The sequence below is a fragment of the Flagellimonas nanhaiensis genome (assembly GCF_003382275.1).
In the GTDB taxonomy this organism is placed as follows: domain Bacteria; phylum Bacteroidota; class Bacteroidia; order Flavobacteriales; family Flavobacteriaceae; genus Flagellimonas; species Flagellimonas nanhaiensis.
Genome location: NZ_QTJX01000001.1, coordinates 1,431,390 through 1,450,686, shown reverse-complemented (window position 1 = coordinate 1,450,686; position 19,297 = coordinate 1,431,390). Strand labels below are relative to the sequence as shown.

General features: G+C 41.7%; 15 protein-coding genes. 4 read left to right on the top strand and 11 right to left on the bottom strand.

What is annotated here, in order from left to right:
- Nucleotides 1-737 precede the first annotated feature (737 nt).
- From DX873_RS06610 to DX873_RS06575, 8 genes are all read right to left on the bottom strand, one after another.
- Complete coding sequence (locus tag DX873_RS06610; protein ID WP_141673212.1) at nt 738-1,145, bottom strand: hypothetical protein; 408 nt, start codon at nt 1,143-1,145, stop codon at nt 738-740.
- A 101-nt stretch (nt 1,146-1,246) separates the two neighbouring features.
- Nucleotides 1,247-1,744 carry an ORF6N domain-containing protein gene (locus DX873_RS06605; RefSeq protein ID WP_067030360.1) on the bottom strand — a complete coding sequence of 166 codons (498 nt, stop codon included), beginning with the start codon at nt 1,742-1,744 and terminating at the stop codon, nt 1,247-1,249.
- A 42-nt stretch (nt 1,745-1,786) separates the two neighbouring features.
- Nucleotides 1,787-2,185, bottom strand: a complete 399-nt coding sequence (locus DX873_RS06600; protein WP_067030363.1) for a helix-turn-helix domain-containing protein — start codon at nt 2,183-2,185, stop codon at nt 1,787-1,789.
- An 85-nt stretch (nt 2,186-2,270) separates the two neighbouring features.
- Nucleotides 2,271-4,802, bottom strand: coding sequence for a type IV secretory system conjugative DNA transfer family protein (locus tag DX873_RS06595; protein WP_166247890.1), 2,532 nt, complete (start codon nt 4,800-4,802; stop codon nt 2,271-2,273).
- Nucleotides 4,803-4,837: 35 nt separating this feature from the next.
- Nucleotides 4,838-5,095 carry a hypothetical protein gene (locus DX873_RS06590; RefSeq protein WP_067030369.1) on the bottom strand — a complete coding sequence of 86 codons (258 nt, stop codon included), beginning with the start codon at nt 5,093-5,095 and terminating at the stop codon, nt 4,838-4,840.
- Entirely contained in the window at nt 5,092-6,648 is a 1,557-nt protein-coding gene (locus DX873_RS06585; RefSeq protein ID WP_067030373.1) for a hypothetical protein, read from the bottom strand. The genes DX873_RS06590 and DX873_RS06585 overlap by 4 nt, the downstream gene beginning before the upstream one ends.
- 67 nt (nt 6,649-6,715) lie before the next feature.
- On the bottom strand, nt 6,716-7,546 hold the full coding sequence (locus DX873_RS06580; protein ID WP_067030376.1) for a hypothetical protein: 831 nt from the start codon (nt 7,544-7,546) through the stop codon (nt 6,716-6,718).
- Between the two features lie 123 nt (nt 7,547-7,669).
- Nucleotides 7,670-8,896 (bottom strand): hypothetical protein, encoded by a 1,227-nt coding sequence (locus DX873_RS06575; protein WP_147296615.1) that lies wholly within the window; start codon nt 8,894-8,896, stop codon nt 7,670-7,672.
- Between the two features lie 60 nt (nt 8,897-8,956).
- On the opposite strand from DX873_RS06575, the gene DX873_RS06570 reads away from it, so the two are divergent.
- The 4 genes from DX873_RS06570 to DX873_RS06555 are packed head-to-tail and all read left to right on the top strand — an operon-like array spanning nt 8,957 to nt 16,453.
- Nucleotides 8,957-9,796 carry a M23 family metallopeptidase gene (locus DX873_RS06570; protein ID WP_067030381.1) on the top strand — a complete coding sequence of 280 codons (840 nt, stop codon included), beginning with the start codon at nt 8,957-8,959 and terminating at the stop codon, nt 9,794-9,796.
- Nucleotides 9,783-11,057 (top strand): hypothetical protein, encoded by a 1,275-nt coding sequence (locus DX873_RS06565; RefSeq protein WP_116183684.1) that lies wholly within the window; start codon nt 9,783-9,785, stop codon nt 11,055-11,057. The genes DX873_RS06570 and DX873_RS06565 overlap by 14 nt, the downstream gene beginning before the upstream one ends.
- Before the next feature lies 1 nt (nt 11,058).
- Nucleotides 11,059-11,508 (top strand): hypothetical protein, encoded by a 450-nt coding sequence (locus tag DX873_RS06560; protein WP_141673213.1) that lies wholly within the window; start codon nt 11,059-11,061, stop codon nt 11,506-11,508.
- Between the two features lie 40 nt (nt 11,509-11,548).
- Nucleotides 11,549-16,453 carry a helicase-related protein gene (locus DX873_RS06555; protein WP_067030391.1) on the top strand — a complete coding sequence of 1,635 codons (4,905 nt, stop codon included), beginning with the start codon at nt 11,549-11,551 and terminating at the stop codon, nt 16,451-16,453.
- Between the two features lie 152 nt (nt 16,454-16,605).
- Here DX873_RS06555 and DX873_RS06550 read toward each other — a convergent pair whose 3' ends face one another.
- The 3 genes from DX873_RS06550 to DX873_RS06540 are packed head-to-tail and all read right to left on the bottom strand — an operon-like array spanning nt 16,606 to nt 19,131.
- A complete protein-coding gene (locus DX873_RS06550; RefSeq protein WP_116183683.1) occupies nt 16,606-17,409 on the bottom strand; it encodes an HNH endonuclease in 804 nt (267 codons plus the stop codon).
- A gap of 11 nt (nt 17,410-17,420) precedes the next feature.
- Entirely contained in the window at nt 17,421-18,242 is an 822-nt protein-coding gene (locus DX873_RS06545) for a hypothetical protein (RefSeq protein ID WP_067030397.1), read from the bottom strand.
- A gap of 4 nt (nt 18,243-18,246) precedes the next feature.
- The gene (locus tag DX873_RS06540) at nt 18,247-19,131 is read right to left on the bottom strand and encodes a DUF488 domain-containing protein (protein WP_116183682.1); all 885 of its coding nucleotides are present in this window, start codon (nt 19,129-19,131) and stop codon (nt 18,247-18,249) included.
- Between the last annotated feature and the right edge of the window lie 166 nt (nt 19,132-19,297).

Sequence of the window (19,297 nt, the reverse complement as noted above, 5' to 3'; positions counted from 1 at the left end):
TTTTGAAAATTTTGAGTTAGTGGTCTCTATTCCATGGGGGAAACAGAACCAACAACCACCCATCTTACGGTAGTTGTCAATCCTTGAAATGCGGATATTGGATATCTTTTTAGGAAAATCAATGTGTCCCTCTTGGGTAAGACCAAAGGCTTTTATAAATCGCTTTGAATGTTTCACGATTTCAATGTTTTAAGTGAATACTTAGAACATTGAGCCTTTTAAGAAAATGGAAAGAAACATAATCGGTTTATTTCCGTAAAGATAGTCCATTAACCGTTTTGCGCCCAAGTCGTTTTAAAAGCCATGAAATGGTAGTGTAATCCCGAAACGGGCTAGCGTCCGTAAAAAATTGTATTATAATAAATTAGGTAATTTAATTGGGCATTTTGTTCAATTTTGGGACGATGTCAAAGCGGAAAGCCAATGTTTTCAATGCCTCCGAGCTATATTGACACTTTTCGCAGCTATGAGGTCACTAGGCCTTGATGAAGAACCCATATTTCAATTCAGCTTCGTAGTATTGTTCGTAAATATTTAAAAGACCATCAGAATTCATACCCTGCTTATTTTAAGCTCCTTGTATCACGGAGAATTTTATTAATAAAGTGTTTCAAAAAACATGGCTAGTGTCGTTAATTTAGAAGTTGAAGCCAATGTCATGATTTTGGGGACGCAATAAAAATTGATTATTTGCGCCTCTTATTTTCAACTAAATATCCCAAATTCTTTAATTATCCCTAAGAGCTTGACTTTTCGAAAAGCCAGTTGGAGTTAACCAAAACTCCATCACTCCATGCCGAGATTTTTATATTTTTTATCGAGGATTTTCTAGTCCGTTTTAATCTCACATCATAGACATTTGCTCTTTCGTCGTTTAGTTCTCGTATTGAGTGCCATATCTTTTGGACTACGAGTTTTTCTCCCAGCTCTATTTTTGATCTAGGGTCCTTTGAAATTACTGTTAGAATATCCCCAGGTCTTGCATTGAACCATAGTCTGGCCTGTTTCAAATTTTCCTCAACTTTGGCTTTTTCCTTACTTTTACGCCAATTTGGGTAAAGAAGTCCTGAACTTGATAAGGATTTATATTCCGAATTGGTCAATCCATTTCTACACCAATCGGCGAACTCAAGTAATTCTTCCATGGTAAACTTTTTTGCGGGACGCTTCATTTTATTGGTTTGAAATATAAAGTCATTGAAATATTGAATTGGTACACGAGTTTAAATTTCCCATCGTAACCTGGTTACTTATATCCAATACGTTTTCTGGGCCCGGTCTCTTTGACGATAAGCTTTTTGATCGCGTCAAAGACCACTTTGAACTGCTGGTCGTATTTCCGTTCCATAGCCAGTATTTGTTTCTCCAGCTCCTTGTTCGATTGAAAAAGCTTTCTGAGTTGGACAAAGGTTCTCATTATAGCGATATTGACATCAAGTGCCTTTTGGCTTCTAAGTACACTGGAAAGCATAGCCACCCCTTGTTCGGTAAAGGCCATGGGAACGGCCCCACCTAAAATACTTCTGTTGGGTATCACATTCTGTGATACCAGTTCATCTATCTCAGGGACGCTGAGCTCGAACATGAAATCCTCCGGAAACCTGTCGAGGTTCCGTTTGACCTGCTGTTTTAACGATCTTGTTTCCACTTCGTATAATCTTGCCAAATAAAAATCCAAGATTACCTTGTGCCCCCTTAAATAATGGATTGTTTCGGCAATGGTTTCTGATACGATCTTTGTCATATTTGGTCGGTTTTGGGGTATCACAAATTGTGATACCCCTCTTTAAATTTTCTTCTTGAAGGTCATTAAGGCATCCACTATAGAGGACTCCAATTCCTTATATTCCTCCTGTACATCCGTTTGGTACACCACGTTCTCGCCGATATTGTGCTTTTCGATAAACTCGTTATCGTACGAAAAGATCCACATCATATTATAGCCCAACGTATAATAATATAGTGCCAGCTTTATAGTGGTAAGGGAAATGGTTCCCCTTTCGACGTTCGCGATGGTCATGGGATTCATATCAAAACGCTCCGCAAGTTTTTTCATTGAGAATTGACTCGTAATTTGATTGTCGGTGTCCTTCTTGACCAGTTCTTCGCGTATCATACGCAAACGCTCCCCGATGTAAGCAAAGTCCTTCTTTGACCCTTTCATGATTTTTTCTATATCTTCCATACTATTTAGTTTACTAGTTTATATGACACTTCAGCTATCGGCATTCTTGATTGGTGAATTTGAGGCTATGCTAAGTTGCTATTCATTATTCTTCTTTGGTTTCGACCGGAAAACTCGAATATAAAGCCTCCAGATCCTCTTGTTCGGCAGCGGCGAACAAATTCACTTCCTGGCTTGCCGACACCTTTTCGAATGTCGGGATTTGATGGACCTTTAAGAACGCATCTGCCAATTCCCTGCTCGGCTTCTTACGATATTCTTTCATGAAATGCGCTGCGATGGCCTCTTCCTTCTCTAGGGATTCCCCGATCTGATCACCCATTTTATTTTTATCGAAAACGGTGGATTCGAGTTGCTTTCCCGTGCTTATCAAATATTCCTCCTGAACTAAAGTATCGATATCCTTAATGACTTTCAAAAAATTGATATCCAACACATTATCGATTTCCTTGTCAATGTACATCCGGTCCACTAACTTAAAAATGAAAGCCTTTAGATCTTCTTTTGAAGTTTTCCTTCTTGAAAGCTCTTCCAAACGGGGCAGGTGGTCAAAAAGTTTCAGTTCACGTACCAATGCTATGAACTGCATACGTTTTATGGTATTGGAATAGTGCTTATGGGCAAACTCCTTTAGATATACATTGTAAAAATCAATATAGTCCAATTGCTGGAAATCGATTGCATGGACATTATCGAAAAAATCAAGGGTCCCAATAAGTCGTAGCTTTCCTTCGACCAACTCTTTATGGTTCTTGCATTTAAAATGGGTATGTACGGGAATATCGTATCTACCTTGAATTTTCTTCGAGGCCATATTAGGTCTTATCTGGCCGAAACATAGTTTTTGTTCAATGGGATTTTCAAAGGTGTCGGCAACGATTCCCCCAAAATGACCTGTGGACATGCTCGTAATCTTACTCTTCGGCAGCAGTTCGGAGAGAATGGTACTATAATTGACCGTAGTGTCGTTATTGGAAACCGTTTTGCTCTTTTTTTCCTGATGTATCCTACCGAATATTTCACTTATCCGTCTTGCGGTTTCTCCTTTGGCGGCCCCACTGAAAACGTTCGAGCAATTGTCGAATATAACCTCCGCAAGTTCTCTACCGTAATCCGCGATCAGTTGCGTGACGCTCTGGATGCCCAATATGGTAGCGATATAGTGCGACCTTCCGGTATCGATTATCTTTCGAAGCCCCATAATAAAGACAGTCGGGACTTCATCGAAAATCAATCCTAACGGTCTTCCCCCGGGTTTATTGACTACTTGCAAGGTCTTATTGATGTAGAGGCCGATAGGGGCCGCGTAGACTTCCGAACGGTCAGGATTGTTTTGGATACACACGATTTTAGGTTTTTTGGGATTGTTGATATCCAGGCGAAAATCGTTACCGGTCATGATATAGTAGATTTCCTTGTTGGCCAACATCGATAGTGAAATTTGTGCGCTCGCGGTCTGCCCTGCCAATTGCTGGCCCGCTTGTCTTTCCATGGCATCCTTAAATGGAATCATCAAGGTGCGTACCTCCAGGTCCTGCATCATGATTTCCAACAGGTACTCGATGTTGACCATGGATAAGGTAATGGCGTGGGGAAGCGTACATATGTTCTTGCCCAATTCCTCGGATTTCTTCTTCAAGTACCAAATCAGTCCCGAAACGAAACTTATGGCGCTCTTCGCGAAGAAATCGCTGCGCTTTATCCAATCCTTGTTCAGGTTTTTCATGATAACGGTGGCCGCATCCGCAGCATCGGACTGGTTCTTCATCAAATACGGATCGATGGGATTGCAACGGTTCGACTTTTCGATGTTATCAAAACTTATGACGTAGAATTCCGGAATTTTTACGGTTCGGGGGACCTTGTCATTTTCGGGCCGTTCCCTTTTTCTTCTGAGGTAGTTGTAGGCGATTTTGCTCAGGGTGTCGAATTTAAAATCATAGAGCAGCATGGTAAAATCCTTTTCTATCATTTGCTCGATAATTTCCTCGATCAAGGCAAAGGACTTTCCGCTACCTGGCGTACCGATAATCAACAAAGCGCGAAAAAGGTTGACAAAATTTATCCAGCCCTTTCTTAATCTCCCTTTATACCTATATTCATAAGGTATGTTTACCGAATGTTCGGTGTCCACACGTTTTTCCGTTTGCCGAAACATCTCGTTCCGGTCATTGAAAGGGTCGTCATCGACCATGTTGCCGAAATTCATCGTTTGGAAAATATGAACCGTACCGGACACGGTAAATAGGAACCCTAAAAAATAGAGACCTGCGGACAACCACAACATACCGATATGGTTCGTTTTAAAATATGCAGATATTAAAAGAAGCATACAGCCCATACCAAAATACGAAAGGCCACCGGAGAGCGATTTGCCTTCCTGTTTTTTAGGGTTGTATAACAAGACCGCACCAAAAATGCACATCACCAACAATCCCCTGCTTTTCAGGGGGCTTTGTAAGGGTCCAAATCGCATCAAGAACCGATAAACTATTTCGGAAAGATTGGAATCCAACTGCCGGTCCTGCAGGATGGGATAGTAGCCCGTAAAACCTATTACCGTAAATACCAGCACGGATAGTAGCATTGCCGAAAAAGCCAGATTCTTGTCCTTCATGTTGAAAACTTCAGGGTTGGAATGAAATTGAAGGACTAATTGAACATACGTTCCTTCCATTGCTCTACCACTATGTTGGACGCAAGGACGAAAGATACTTCATTCGACTTTATGTAGTCTATGGTCTTATCCATCAATAGACCGGCCTGATCGTTGATGAATTGGGCATAGGTATCCGCTTTTTGCAGACGGTGCTTTAGTTCGATATCGTTCTCTTCGACGAGTTCGTCCAAGAGGGCGACATAATATTGGTTGTCCTGTAGTTCTTCCGATAGTGGTTCCATGATATTCATGCGATATGGTTTTGTAAGTTATCGTTTTTCTTTGTTCTTTCATCCTCCCTTTCCCTGGAAAGAAAAGCGGTGTTCTTAAAATGGGAGACAATGGCCAAATAGGGGATGGCATACGTATAGGTCAACCCGAAATCACATTCGACGCCATTTGGCTTTATGGACTTGATGGTTCCTTTGTTCGTTGCGCCCTCTGGACCCTTGGGCGATTTCAATTCGATTTGATCGCCAATCCCCAATTCCTTGGGTACGACTTTTTCCATTTTTATAAATTTTGTTTTTTTCGAAACCATGAGGTCGTCGTTCCAGTCCTTTCCGTTTGATTTATGGATGTTGGCGGTAAAAGGGAGATACAGGCCGTTAATGGCGTCGAGTAAGGTCTTGAATACATTTTGTTGCCGTATGATATGGGTAGTATTGATTACTTCCTGTAAAGAGAATTCCAAAAGCAATTTATCGGAGAACCCCACACATCGAACCAAACCAAAAACATGGTTATCCCTACGGAGGTCAGAGGTCAATTTTTCCTCCAAGAGATTTTTGTGGGATGCAATCCGATTTCGCACTTTTTCAGTATAATGGATGCTCAAACTGACATTGCCATTTTTGAACGAGGCTTCCGCATAGAGGTCCGTATTGTTTTGATTGATCAGGGCCGTAAAGATCTTTAGGTCATACTCATGGCCAGATATGTCATTGTCCATGATGGATTTGAGTTCGAGGCCTTTATTTTGTAGCATTGGCGTAATCAATTGCATGAAGAATTGTAGTTTTTCCCTGTGCACGTTCCCACCGAAGGAAACGTAGAAATCATCCTTTTTGCCATGAAGTTCTTGGTAGGAAAGAAGGTCTATACCGCTTTCCCCGAAAATAATTCTGGTCGGCCTTGCCATGATTTTGGAATGAAAAAGAAAATGATCTTTTTGATTCAATACAAGACGGAACTTTTTTACTTTATTGTCGGCCCTTCTGCGGTAGGGCTTGTTATAGAGGATATAGTTTTTTGGGTCGCCCGCCAAATCATATTTGGGAAAGGCGATGTTGGCGATTCTACCGCCGTTGTCCCTAATGTGATAGGCATTGAAAATGCGGCCCCTAAAGAGCGGACTGTTTATGGTAGCTTTGCAGATTCCCCGATGGATCCGTAAATAGTTTGAATTCCGTAACGGGACTATATTGTATTTTTCTTCCAACGATTTTAAGAAAGCATTCGATTTTGTGATTTTGATAACGGTGTTCCCTAGATCGTAGGTTCGATTGGTTATTTCCAAACCGCTTTCTATGGCTTTGTAGAAATTGGCACTACGTTGCAAAAGGTATTTAAAGAACAGGCCCTTGTCGCAGGAATCGTTCCGGTTGAAGTAGGTCATGGGTTTGCGCATCGTCTGCAGTACAATGCGGTCCTCGTCATTTTGAAACTCCATAGACCCGGCACTTTGTTGTACCAACTTGTATCCGTTCTGATGTAGGTACATCGGAAAATTAGCCTCTTCATTGATCTGGGCAATCAAATTTTTATAGTGTTGCGGGTTATCCCCGTAGTTTGGACTTTGCATGGAAAGGTTTTAAAATGGCCGACACACCAAGCATGTCGGCCATTACATTGAGTTGGTAATTATTGGATTACATACTTATGGCGTTGCTAGGCTGTTTCTTTTTTTTTTCGCCGCTTACCGTTATCGCATCCTTGGTTTCCATATCCTTGACCTTTGCTTTTTCCAAAGATTTAGTAATAAAGCGCTCGGCTCTCGGGCTGTAGCTGACCATATAGGTCAAGGGCCCCTTCTTGGTTGCCTTGATCGTTATTTTCGTCTCCTTGCCCTGATTTAAGGAATCCGCCTGTTCTTGGGTCAATTGTTGCCCATAGAGATAGGTGCTGGACGACAAAGCCGATTTTGTACGGATGTCGTTCAGTTTTGGCTCGTAATAGGCCAGTTTCGTGAACGATTCTCCATTGGAGGAACGGCCCTCAAAGGAAACGAACCGGCCCTCATTGACCATTTTGTCAAACTCGGCCTGTGTAAACTGGTGGTTGTATGCCTTGGCCTGGGCCAAGGTTACCTCCTCCTTGCGCTTGATTTGAACATCCAATCGGGAACCAGAAGTGGGGCTGTATACCATTTGCACCATTTTAACGCTTTCCTTGATGACACCATCTTTTGGATACGCGGATTTATGGAGGTATTCTTCCCCTCTTACGATGGCATCCTGCACATTCTCGGGGAGCTTGGCAAAACTGATATACGCACCTTCAAGCCGTTCTTTGGCCTCGCCCAACGCAAATCGCTGCGCAGGAGACTTTTGCATTTCGAGATATTCGCTCTGCTTATCGATTTCAAAGGTCAGATTGTCGGCCGTCTTCACTTTGTACGTTGTGTCGTTGACGGCGACCGCATCGCCTTTCTGCCATGCCTGATTGAGTTTTACGAACACTTTTTCTACTTGTTTTTCCATTTTTGAGTGATTTTTAATTGTTAAGGAATTTTTAATTAAGTACTTTTGAGTAACGAGCATTTCAGGAGTGATTTGCTAGTTAAGGAACGGAAAAGGGGCGGGAGCGCCCTTTTTCCATTTTTTTTATAGTGCGATTCTATATTCTTTCAACTGCACCTCCTTTCCGCTTTTGGATCGATGTTCCATGGTCTCCCATTCCGAATACCAATTACCGGACTTGGGTTTTAGAATATCTATCGCCTTGTTCAAATAGTTTTTATAGTACGACCAGACCAAAAGTTTAATGGCGTTCGTCTCCAAGGGCAATCGCACCTTGATACTTTCCTCGTTTTTGGAAACCGAGATTCCGTACCGGTTCAATCGATGCTGGTCGAGTATGTTGTTATATCTTAAAAAGCTTTGGGCCAGTTCCTTATTGTACCTTTTCGTATGGTCATAAAATCTGGAAAAGGCTTTTTTGTCGCCAATAGGGAATCTTAGTACCATATCCCTGTCCGTCAACGACAATTTGAATCCGGAATCCTTTATGAAGGTTATGAAATGAAGGTCCCGTAAATAACCTTCTATTTTCTTTTCTCCGGTAAAACTAAGCATAATCTTGTCCACTTTAACGGTTTGCCGTATTTGAAAAAGAATATCGGTTGTTTGTGAATTTATTTCTCCCAACGCCATATACACCACGTTTTTCAATTGGAATTTTTTATGAAAGGCCAAGGCCTCCTTGGGATTCTTGAAAAGAAAGAGTCCGTCAATTTTCTTGGGTATATTGGAATACCATAAGGCATGCTTCGCAGCTGATTCCCGGTAGGGGGCCACATTTTTGCCCGCGTCGACGAAATACCCGCAAACGGTATTCTGCATATTGAACAGGGGGAAAAGAATCTCCCCTTTTTCGTTTAGGAACATACGGCCGGTAAAAGAGGGTAAATCGGCAGCATCACCGTACAGGCCTTCGCCATTATTTTGGATGGGAAGTCTATAAGAATCGAAATGATTGAAATCCTTGGGCACTTTTTTGAACTCACCCTTCCAATCCCTTGATATGGTCAAAGCGTCAGTCTCCAATACCTTTGTATGGTAGGCCGCTACCTTGTCCCATAGCATTTCTTTTTGTACGCCCTCAATTTTCGAGACGTGTTCGGTGATCAGATCTGTTGCCGAGAGTTTTTCCTTCGGACGTTGGGCCTTATAGTACAAAAAGCCCTCTTCTGTATATATGACTATATAATACAGTCCGGCATTTTCGAAAATGCGATGGGTCTTTTCCGTTCGAATACTTTGGAAACCCAAGTGTTCAAAAAGTTTGGGGAGATGAATCCTATAGTCTTCCACAAGCCATTTGTTCATCATATCCTATTAATGTTTGTGTATTTGCATTAAAATAATATATTTGCTTATAAATACAAATATATGAATTTTTTTGAATTCACAACATTTCGAACAAAAAATATCATCTTGGGCATTTGGGAATGCTTGAAACAATTGGGAAGAAAGGAGTTGGCCTATCTTCTTTTATTGACGCTTGTATGCCTTGTGTATTTTGTACAGGGAGATCACAAGATGTCGGAAACGAGACTGCATGACGCCACCGTTGCCATGGCCCAGTATCAAGAACGCCTAAAACTGAATATAAATTCCGATTATGGCGATTCACTGACCGTTCAAAAAGAGCGGGAACAACTACTGATGGCCATCGAGGAACGCATCGTGACGTATCTCTATCAAATTCCCGATTATTCCTATATAGGTTCACTGGAAACGTACTTGAAATGTCGCCACGTACTATTGGAGCAACTCCCTTCCGCCGTTCCCTTGGAAAAAGGAGATTATATACTTTCGAGCGATTACGGTATTCGGAGCCATCCGATTTCCGGAAAGACAAAAAAACATTTTGGAATCGATTTGGCCGCATCCAACGGCAAACCCGTCTACGCATCGGCCTCCGGTATCATTACCGATATTTTCTATTCCGATAAGGGCTATGGAACCCATATCATAATCAAGCACCGATTCGGTTTTCAGACCCTTTATGGGCATCTGGATAAAGTTTTGGCCCATAAGGGCCAAAAGGTCGAACAGCATGAACTCATCGCTACCGTGGGAAGTTCGGGAAGTTCCACTGGCTACCACTTACATTACGAGACCATCAAAAATCAAGTAAAGATCGATCCGAGACCCTCACTTGCCTTAAAGAAGAAGATATATGAACATGTAATCCAAATAAATCCAAATAAAGATGGAGAAGAATAGCATAAAACGTTGGCAGAAGGTACTGCGTTCGGCAAGAAGGCTGTACCATTCCGTAAATAACTATAGGATGAGCGCTAAAGACCCCGATTTCAGGGATTTCAGCCTTCTGGAATACGACAAAGTAACACCTGAAGAGGTAAACGATGCGAAACGATTGGGTTTCATGAAACAACTCCAGCTTGCAAAAAGGGGATATGTAGATAAGAACCTTAAATTACAATTGGTAGCCGCAAAACGGAAAGAACGTTTTATAGAACAAGACCACAAGATTGTTCCCTTCGGAAATCTTCGGGTCATGGAAGGGGAAAAGCTAGTGGCCATGATGCAATTGGGCTTTGACACCCTTAACGAAACTTTCTGCGTAGCCTATCGCAATCATGAAAATATTCCCCTATGGAAACCTTATGACACGGTAAGATTGGAACGGTACTTTGGTGCACTGCATCCGGAAATGGGCAATAAACTTAAATTAAGCCATATTTTTTTCGATATAGGTGCTCTGAAAGTCGGCCAAGATTACAAATTGGCGATTTGTCGGGTCTATAATGATGCCGTTCGGCAAACATTTCATAGCAACACCTATTTTCAAAATAGTATTTCCTCCCCAAAGGAAGACCTATTAGTGAACCCCAAAAACTATTTTGGCCAGCAATTTTATCTGTCCTTGTCGCAAGGGAAGGAAACCATAATGACATTGACCGAGGCGACCGACCTTTATTTTGTTTTTCAGTCATTTATGGAAACGGCACCGAAACAGGAATCCATTTATTTTGAAAAGCAAGAGTTTAAGAAGCGATTTCTCGATAGCGGAATTATAGTATTGGCCCATCTTAAACATGGACTCCGCCTAGGGGTTCAAAATGGAACGTTACAGATAGGGAAACATGACGGGGCAAATGGAAAGGGGCGTTTACGCTGGGAAAATTTTGAAAGCCGGATGCAATCGGGTTCGCTCTCGGCCATTGAAAAGTACTATATATCGAAAGAGGTCATTTCAAAAAAGAACTTTTTGGTCGAAACGGATGCCATTTCCTTGAAATCCGACACCAATGAGGCCAGTCTAAAAAAGCACTATGGCACAGGAAAATGGCATTTTTTGGAAGGGAAACATCATCGGTCAGCAATGAATTCCAGACCGGTTGACGACTCGGTATTGGAACACATCAACCGAACCTATTCCCGAAGTACTAATTTCCAAACTGCGTTGGCAAAACTTCAAAAAAATCAAACCATACAAACTGCACAAATAAAACAACAATAGCATGGATCGGAATATGCTTATACATCAGGGCAACACCTTTGAGAAGGTAATGGAAACCATCGATTTTACCTACTACATGGATTTTAGCGAAGGGGACGATAACGGCAGTGTTATTCTATTCGATAGGGAAACACAAAAGTTGGTTTCGGATAACTATATGGCGAACCGTGATTTGTACGAAAACCTTTTGTACTACAATTACGAATGGATTTGTAAAAGGCTCAGATATGCCAGAAAATGTATGGTCGAAGAACACGGAATCGACCTTGCCAAGGAATATTTTCTCAAACATGAAAAAGAGTTCCAGGGAATTCTTTGCAGGTCTGAAAATATAACGGACAAATGCAATATGGCTTTACAAAAGGACTTGGGTTTTACGCTCTCAAGAAATGATCTGCAAGAAGTTCGCAAGCTTCTGAACAGTAACCAAAACAAAGGATTAATTATGTAACATAACCATCCGATCAAGTTCCTTAACTCACTCACTCAAAATGAAATACTCAAAAAAGAAGTACCTGGATTATTTGGTCAGGACGATTGAAGCACTCCACAGTCCTGAAAATCAATCCCATTTTTTCATCAACAATCCAGGATTCGGAAATATCTTCGACATTCTAAAAAATGATGCCTACCGGGCACAGCTCATTAGGATATTGGAGAAATATTATGGCGAAGAATACACAAACACCATTATCGGTAGCCTAAAAAAAGGATCGCTTAATTCTTTTTACACCCCCGAGCCGATTATCGATGCAATATCCCACTATTTAAAAACCCAAGGGTCCTTTACTCCTAAAACCATTCTTGAGCCAAGCGCCGGTAACGGGCTGTTCATTCGGGAATTGTTGAGGCGCTATCCCTCCGCGAAGTTTACCGCTTTTGAAAAGGAGATACTAACCGTACGAATATTGGAGCACAACTTCAGGTTCCGGCAGCGGGTCAAAATCTTCGGCGTTCCCTTTGAAAACCTTTCCCGGACCGATGCTGCGAAAAGCTATGACCTGGTCATCAGCAATGTGCCCTTTGGGGACAATAAAATATTCGACAGCGGTCTAATGGGCCATCCGTTACAAACCAAGATTTCCAGAAATATCCATTCCTATTTTGTCTACAGAAGTCTTGAATGTCTAAAACCTTCAGGTGTTTCCATTTTGATATGCACCAAGAATTTTATGGACAGGACCAAATACGTTCCAATTCGGGAGCATATCATCAAGCGAAACAATTTTATGGGTGGGGTGCGTCTGCCCGATACTACGTTTTCCAAAGAGAACACGGCTATTGTAACGGATATTCTGGTTTTCCAAAATAACCGGCGTATTGAAACTTCGAACGAACAGAAGAAAATAAACAGCTTGTTTGCCAACAGTTCAGAGCAAACCGTAGGGAAAAATAATGTTCAGATAAACGACTACTATACCGAATATACCTCCCAAATTATTGGAACTATCGAAGAAGGCGGTCTCTACAACAATGCGGACTACACCGTAAAAAGCGATAAAGGCTTGGCGCATATCGCTCTTGAAATCAAAGCGTTGATGGCAGGATTTACCGTGCAACCAAAGGCGCAAAAAAAGGCCACAATTCCGGCCATTGCCCCAAAACCTAAAGAAACCTCGCAGGCGGAAGAAACGGCCATCGGTATTTCCGGTGCTGACGATCCCGAACTTAAACCTGGAAATCTGACCATCAAGCAACAAAAACTCTATAAAGTAGAAGAGGAAAACGGTTTACGGTTATTGAAAGTAAAGCCCCGGGAGTTCGATAGGCTGTCAAAAATAATAGCGCTGCGGGATACCTATTTCAAATTTTTACGGGCACCCGAAGAACAGATCGACAAGGTAAGGGACGAGCTAGACTATCAATACGATGCCTTCAATTTCCAGTACGGGCGGCTCCATGACAAAGCCAACTATCCCTTTGTGACCTTGGATATTCAGGGGCCTTTGATTTTGGGGCTGGAAACACCGAAAGACGGAAACTTTATCAAATCGGAGGTTTTCAATAAATCATTCCGGTCGATTTCAAAAGAAAAGCCGCAAGAGCCGAAGAAAGTGCTCAGCTTGGAAGATGCCATTTATTATTCCCTGAACAAATTCAATCGAATAAAATTGGATTCCCTGGTTTCGAACACGGGCATGGAACAGGACGAAATCATAAAAAAGGCTTTGGATCTGCAACTATTGTTTTTGGACCCGAAGGAGCAGGGATGGGAACTGGCCCCCAAGTTCCTGTTTTTATCGGGAACCATTTACGAAAAACTGAATGCCTATCGCAAAAACGATTTTGGGGAATATCAGTCCTATGTGGACAAATCCTATATCGAACGTACTGTTGTTGCCTTGGAAAAGGTAAAGCCACCGATGACCCCTTACGAGGATCTGGATATCAAACTCCATGAACCGTGGTTTCCCATTGAATATACCCAAGCCTTCATTTTCGACACCTACCGCTCCTTGGTACATATCGCCTATAACGAGAGTACCTCCAAGTACATGGTCAAAATCGAAAAGACGGATTATGAGTATATCAAAAAATTCAGCGTGCGTACGGAACATCGCTATTACAATTTCAAAGAGATATTGGAAGGCGCATTGAACTCCACCATACCCTACGTCACAAAAGGCTCGAAACAATATAAGCGCACGGACAAGGCGAAAATGCAGGAAATACGCATCAAGTTCGACCTTATTTACAAGGAGTTTACCGCATACATCTTGGGCAAGCCTGAAATCAAGGCGCAATTGGAGCGTATTTTTTACAATACCTACGATGCCCAGGTCCATCCGAAATACGACGGTGACTACCTTCATTTTGAAGGGCTGCAATATTTTACCCCGTACAAAAGCCAAATGGATACGGTTGCGGGAATCATCGTAAACCAAGGCCTTTTGGTCAACAAGGAAGTCGGTTTTGGAAAAACCTTGGATATTGCCCTTACGACCCAGAAACTAAAGGAGCTGAACCTCTCGGAAAAGACATTGGTCATCGGTCTTCGCTCCACCGTGGTGCAATTGGAACGGGAGTTGTTAAATGCATTTCCCACGATGAAACTATTGGTGGCCCATGATAAGGTAGTAAACGGGAAGACAAAGCGAGACACCTTTTTTAAGAAAATAAAAAATGGCCGGCATGACGTCGTGCTGATGAGTCATGACACGTTTAAGTTCATACCCCAATCCCCCGAGATCATCCATGAAATCATAAGCGAGGAGCTGGCAAACCTTGAACGCGACCTTAGCGTAATCAACGAAAATAAATACGATGTAGGCAAAAGGGTGCTCAAAGGTCTGGAGAAACGAAAGGAAAACCTGAACGTAACCTTGGAGCAGGTCTATTACCAGATCAAAAGCAAACAGAACGATGCCATCGATTTTGAGCAGATGGGGTTTGAACATATTATGGTAGATGAATCCCACAAGTTCAAGAACCTGATGTACACAACAAGGCACCACAGGGTTGCGGGGCTGAATACCAACAAAGGCTCCGAACGCAGTAAAAACCTTTTGGTGGCCATCCGAACACTGCAGAGGGCAAAGACAAGGGATTTTCAGACCACTTTTCTATCGGGTACGCCCATTTCCAATTCCATTACGGAGGTCTATGTGCTGTTCAAATATCTAATCCCGCATAGAATGGAACAGATGAACATTACATCATTCGACCAATGGGCACAGGTCTTCGCCAACAAATCCTATGAATTTGAACCTACCGTCTCGGGGGATTATAAAGTTCGCGAACGCTTTCGTTCGTTCAAGAAAATGAAACTGTTGTCCTCACTGTACAATGAGATTTCCATAATTGTCAACGGAACCACGCACCAAATCGATAGGCCCAAAATGCAGCTCGATGTGCACACGCTAAAACCCACGGCGGCCCAATTGGAATATTTTGAACAGATCAAGGAATTTCTAAGAACGGGGGACAGCAGCCTATTATATGGGGATAAGGACTATACGGAAGACCAAAAAAGCGCCCTCTCACTGATTGCCTTGCACCACATGAGAAACGCCTCCATAGACCCAAGGATGTTGAACCAGAACCTAGAAGATCCGGGCGATGCCAAACTGCAGAAAATAGCCTCCGAGGTATATGACACCTATAGGAAAACGGACGCTTTTAAAGGTACACAGGCCATTTTTTCGGACCTGGGCGTACCGAAAGACACATTTAATATTTACGATGAACTCAAACGCATTCTGACCGAAGAATTCGATATTCCCAAAGAAGAAGTGGTATTTATCCATGATTTCAAGACCGACAACAAGCGGCTGGAATGCTTTAAGCAAGTGAACGAAGGCACTTATAGGGTCATCATCGGTTCTACTGAAAAGTTGGGGACCGGTACCAATATCCAAGAAAGATTGGTACGCATCCATCACGTGGACATTCCCTATCGTCCGACGGACATCGACCAACGAAACGGTAGGGGAGTCCGTAAAGGCAATATTGGCGCAAAGCAGCATTTTGGGGACAAGGTCGTTGTTTCCTTTTACATTGTCGAAAACTGTACCGATGCCCTCATGCTCAACAACGTCAACATCAAGAAAAATTTTATCGAGCAATTGACCAATGGCACCATACAGTTCAATCGGCTGGATATGGGCGCGGTAAACGATGAGGGCACCATAGATTACAAAACGCTCTTGGCGGTCGCAAAGAACGACCCGTTGTATCTGGAAAAAGAGGAATTGGGCAAAGAATTGGACGAACTGGAACTGGAACGATCCATTTTCAAGAAGAACCGTTTGGAGGCCAAGAACAATATCGCCTTTTATGAAACCGAACTGACAAGAACGACAAAGAATATTGACAAACTTGAAAAAGACCTGTCCTTGTGGACCACGCTGCAAGAAAAGGACGTTTACTATAGTGCATTGGGAAAGGCACTTGATAGCCCCGATACCATGGATGCCAATATGTTGGGCCAAATACTTAATTCGAGGTTACAGGCCAAACGGGAAGAAGTTGGCCAGCATACCATTATGACTATATCCAATGCAAGACTGGTTCTTGACGTAGAAGACAAATTGCACCACCGCTTATTGGTACTTACCCCGAATGCCTCCTATGGTTATGGTTCCAAGAGAATCGTGGCCAACTGGCAAAGCCTGACCGACTATGTTTACAATGCCCTATCCAAAATCCCGAAATCCCTCTTGGCACAAAAGGAACATCTGGCCGAGTACAAAAAATCCATAAAGGCCAACCGGAAAGTATTGGAACTTGAATTCGACAAGACCGAAAAACTGGCATTGGTTCAGAAAAGGCTCGTAGAAATCAATACCGACCTTGATGAAAAGTACGATGCCGAACCGGAGGAAAAAGAAGAGAAATGTAACTCACAAAGTGCACGGTCACAGAATATAAACATGAACCAAGAAATTTCAATGTAAGGTTTAGGGCGTTGCCCGGGCTATCCGCTATATCGCCCTTGCGGGCCCCAAGGTTTCGTAAGCCCAAAAAGAGCTCCGTTGTCGCTTTCTTGGGCAACGAACCCTAACGGCCCGCCGCGTTCGATGCCGCTGCTATCCCTAACGCTTGCTTTTTACTCCTTGACCATTCTCTCCGTAAAACGCCTTATAGGCGATTGATTTTCATTTCGTTCTAACCAATCATTAAATAAATTCAGCTCAGAAGCTCCACAGTTAATTACATATTCAACACCCATAATTACAAGAACGAAATAATATATGCCCGGTTCGATGATTAAGAAATCCAATTCGTGAAGTACTTCGTAGGGTTTAGGATTGAATATAGGGTCTACAAACCGCGCCTCTTCGGAATAAATTCTACGCTGACTATAAATCCATTGTTCTCCTTTTCCAAACCGGGCATATTCACGTAATGGGTCTAATTCGGACATATCAATAACTTCATTCAGATTTGACTGGTTATGACCTGCTTTTAAAGCAAATAACTCCAGAGCGGTCTTTGCAAGAAAACGGGACATTTGGTAGTTTTTGTTTTCAGGCATATCCACCACTTCAAACATTAATTTATTGACCTTCTTGTTGCGTATTAAGTTTATTACTTTAGTATCATCGCCTCTAAAACCCAAACTATCCCCATCCATATACATATCAAACCAGCCACCATCTTTATGCGGAAATAGGGTTTTGTATGGGATGTTACGCTCTTTTTTAGATTTGATATTGTTTCTAAATCTTACATTTTGGAAATACTTCATCTCCAATAATGGTTTCTCAATTTTCACGGCAAAATATTGGTTACATTCATCACATACCACACCAGGTCGAAGAATCAATTCTTTATTGCCTAACGATTCTGGAATGATATGCTGAATACTTGAAGACCTGCCGGACGATTTCTTGCAGAAAATACAACGCATAATTCAAAAAATTAAAATAAGCTAGTTTGTATTTCAATACCCGGTGTGAAAGTTCCAATTATCATAAATGGATTTTTAGAACGATAATGAAATGCCTTGGTTGTGCCCAAATACAAATGCAAATCTTTTTTCAAAGCAAAATAGTCGAAGTATTTCTGCCTGACTTTCTCAACGGCAACCGCTTCATTTCCTTCTGCTGCCGCAAGTGTGTTTCTAAATAGTGCTCCAATTTCCCAATCTTCAATCATCATTGTACTTGACACCCCGTTTTCATCTTCAATTACATAAGAGAATTTATATGGAAGTTTTGCCACAACCTCGAAGGGTTCTTCTTCCATTTCGAATAAATTCCCTTGTTCTTGTAGCGCTTTTTGTTCATCTAATTTTTTCTTATCCCATTCGGCCGAAACTTTCTCGACTTTGAAATCGGTTACCTTAGCAGGTTTAAAGACGGCTAGGGATGTGCAGATGTCCTTATCGTGTGCTTCGGCTATAAGTGCCTTGATATCCGTATAAACTTTTCCAAGAACAATTTGTTTGCGTTTATACCAATTGCCTTTGGTATCAATTGTATTCAGAAGTGTAATCGGTGTGTCAATAGTGGCCGGTCGAAAACTTTCAGGTCTAAAGTCCTTGTCGTTATTTACAATATCTAATTCAATCCATTGGTATTTTGTATACTTCTCGTCCTTTTTTAGCTTCCTAAATGGTATAGGATATAGTCTTATCCAAGAACCGTCTTCTAGAAAACCTGCCGTACACACAAGTTCTCCGTATTTCGCCGAAAGGGAAGGGTAGGTTTTTACAGTGATAAGTACTTTTGTAAGCGCCATTTTTTTAAATATGCTTCAAATCGTATTTAAAATTAGGAGACTTCTTCAAATTTTCAGCTAGGTGGGTTCTATGGCATTGACAGGTATCGGCCTCAAAACAAGTAAGGGCAATACGCCTGTGTTTTTCCAACAAACTGAGTATAAAATTTTGACTTTCAATGGCCTCTTTTAGTACGGTCGCCTTATATTCATCGAAAAGCAAATCATAGTCTTCTTGCGTATTTAATTCTCGCCTTTTACTAGAATCAATGCCTACATCCGGAATATGGATGTACTCAATTCCCAATCGACTACAAAAACTACTTAAAGACTTTTTGCTAAAACCGTATTTCTGGCTCAAGGGGTTTCTTCTGACGTCTACAAGAAGATGGACATTGTTTTTTAGTAACCTGTTTAAGTATTCCTCTAGCGAAATACCTTCATACCCAATAGTAAATAAAACTGTAGATTCATCATTATGACGTGCAGTTACAACTCTTTCAAAAAACTTTTCTGGAAGAATTCTCTCTGCTATAATGCTATTGGTGGCATAATACGGAAAATTGATATATGTATGTTTTGTAATGACATCCGTTTTCATGCTTCCGTAAAGCTCGAAAGTTTCGTTGACAAGTTGCTTATCTACTGGGGTAAGTTCTTTATAATATTTCTTCTTTACATTAAGACTATAGGTTTTCTCTGATTCAACTAACCAATCATGTTTTACCATAGCCGCCAAATCCGCCTTCAGAGAATACGAATAGCACCCATATCGATAAGGAACGAAATCATAGTTGGGTTCTTTCTGCATTTGGGTCAACAAAAACATAAGTTTTTGAAGACGAGTGCTTTCCAATCCATCTTCAAACTTTTCCAGTAAAGCAAAAACCAACTTTCTTCGATAAAACATGATGTAAAATTACTTATTAATAAACAAACAGAAATATCAAGGTAATTCCTTAATGAAAAAGAACTACATGAATGCAAACGTAGAATAAGCGTTTTGATTGTTATTTCGGATGTAGAATCCAGCGCCCTATCGGGCGCTTTTTTGTGGACAGGGAGAAGGAAGAAAA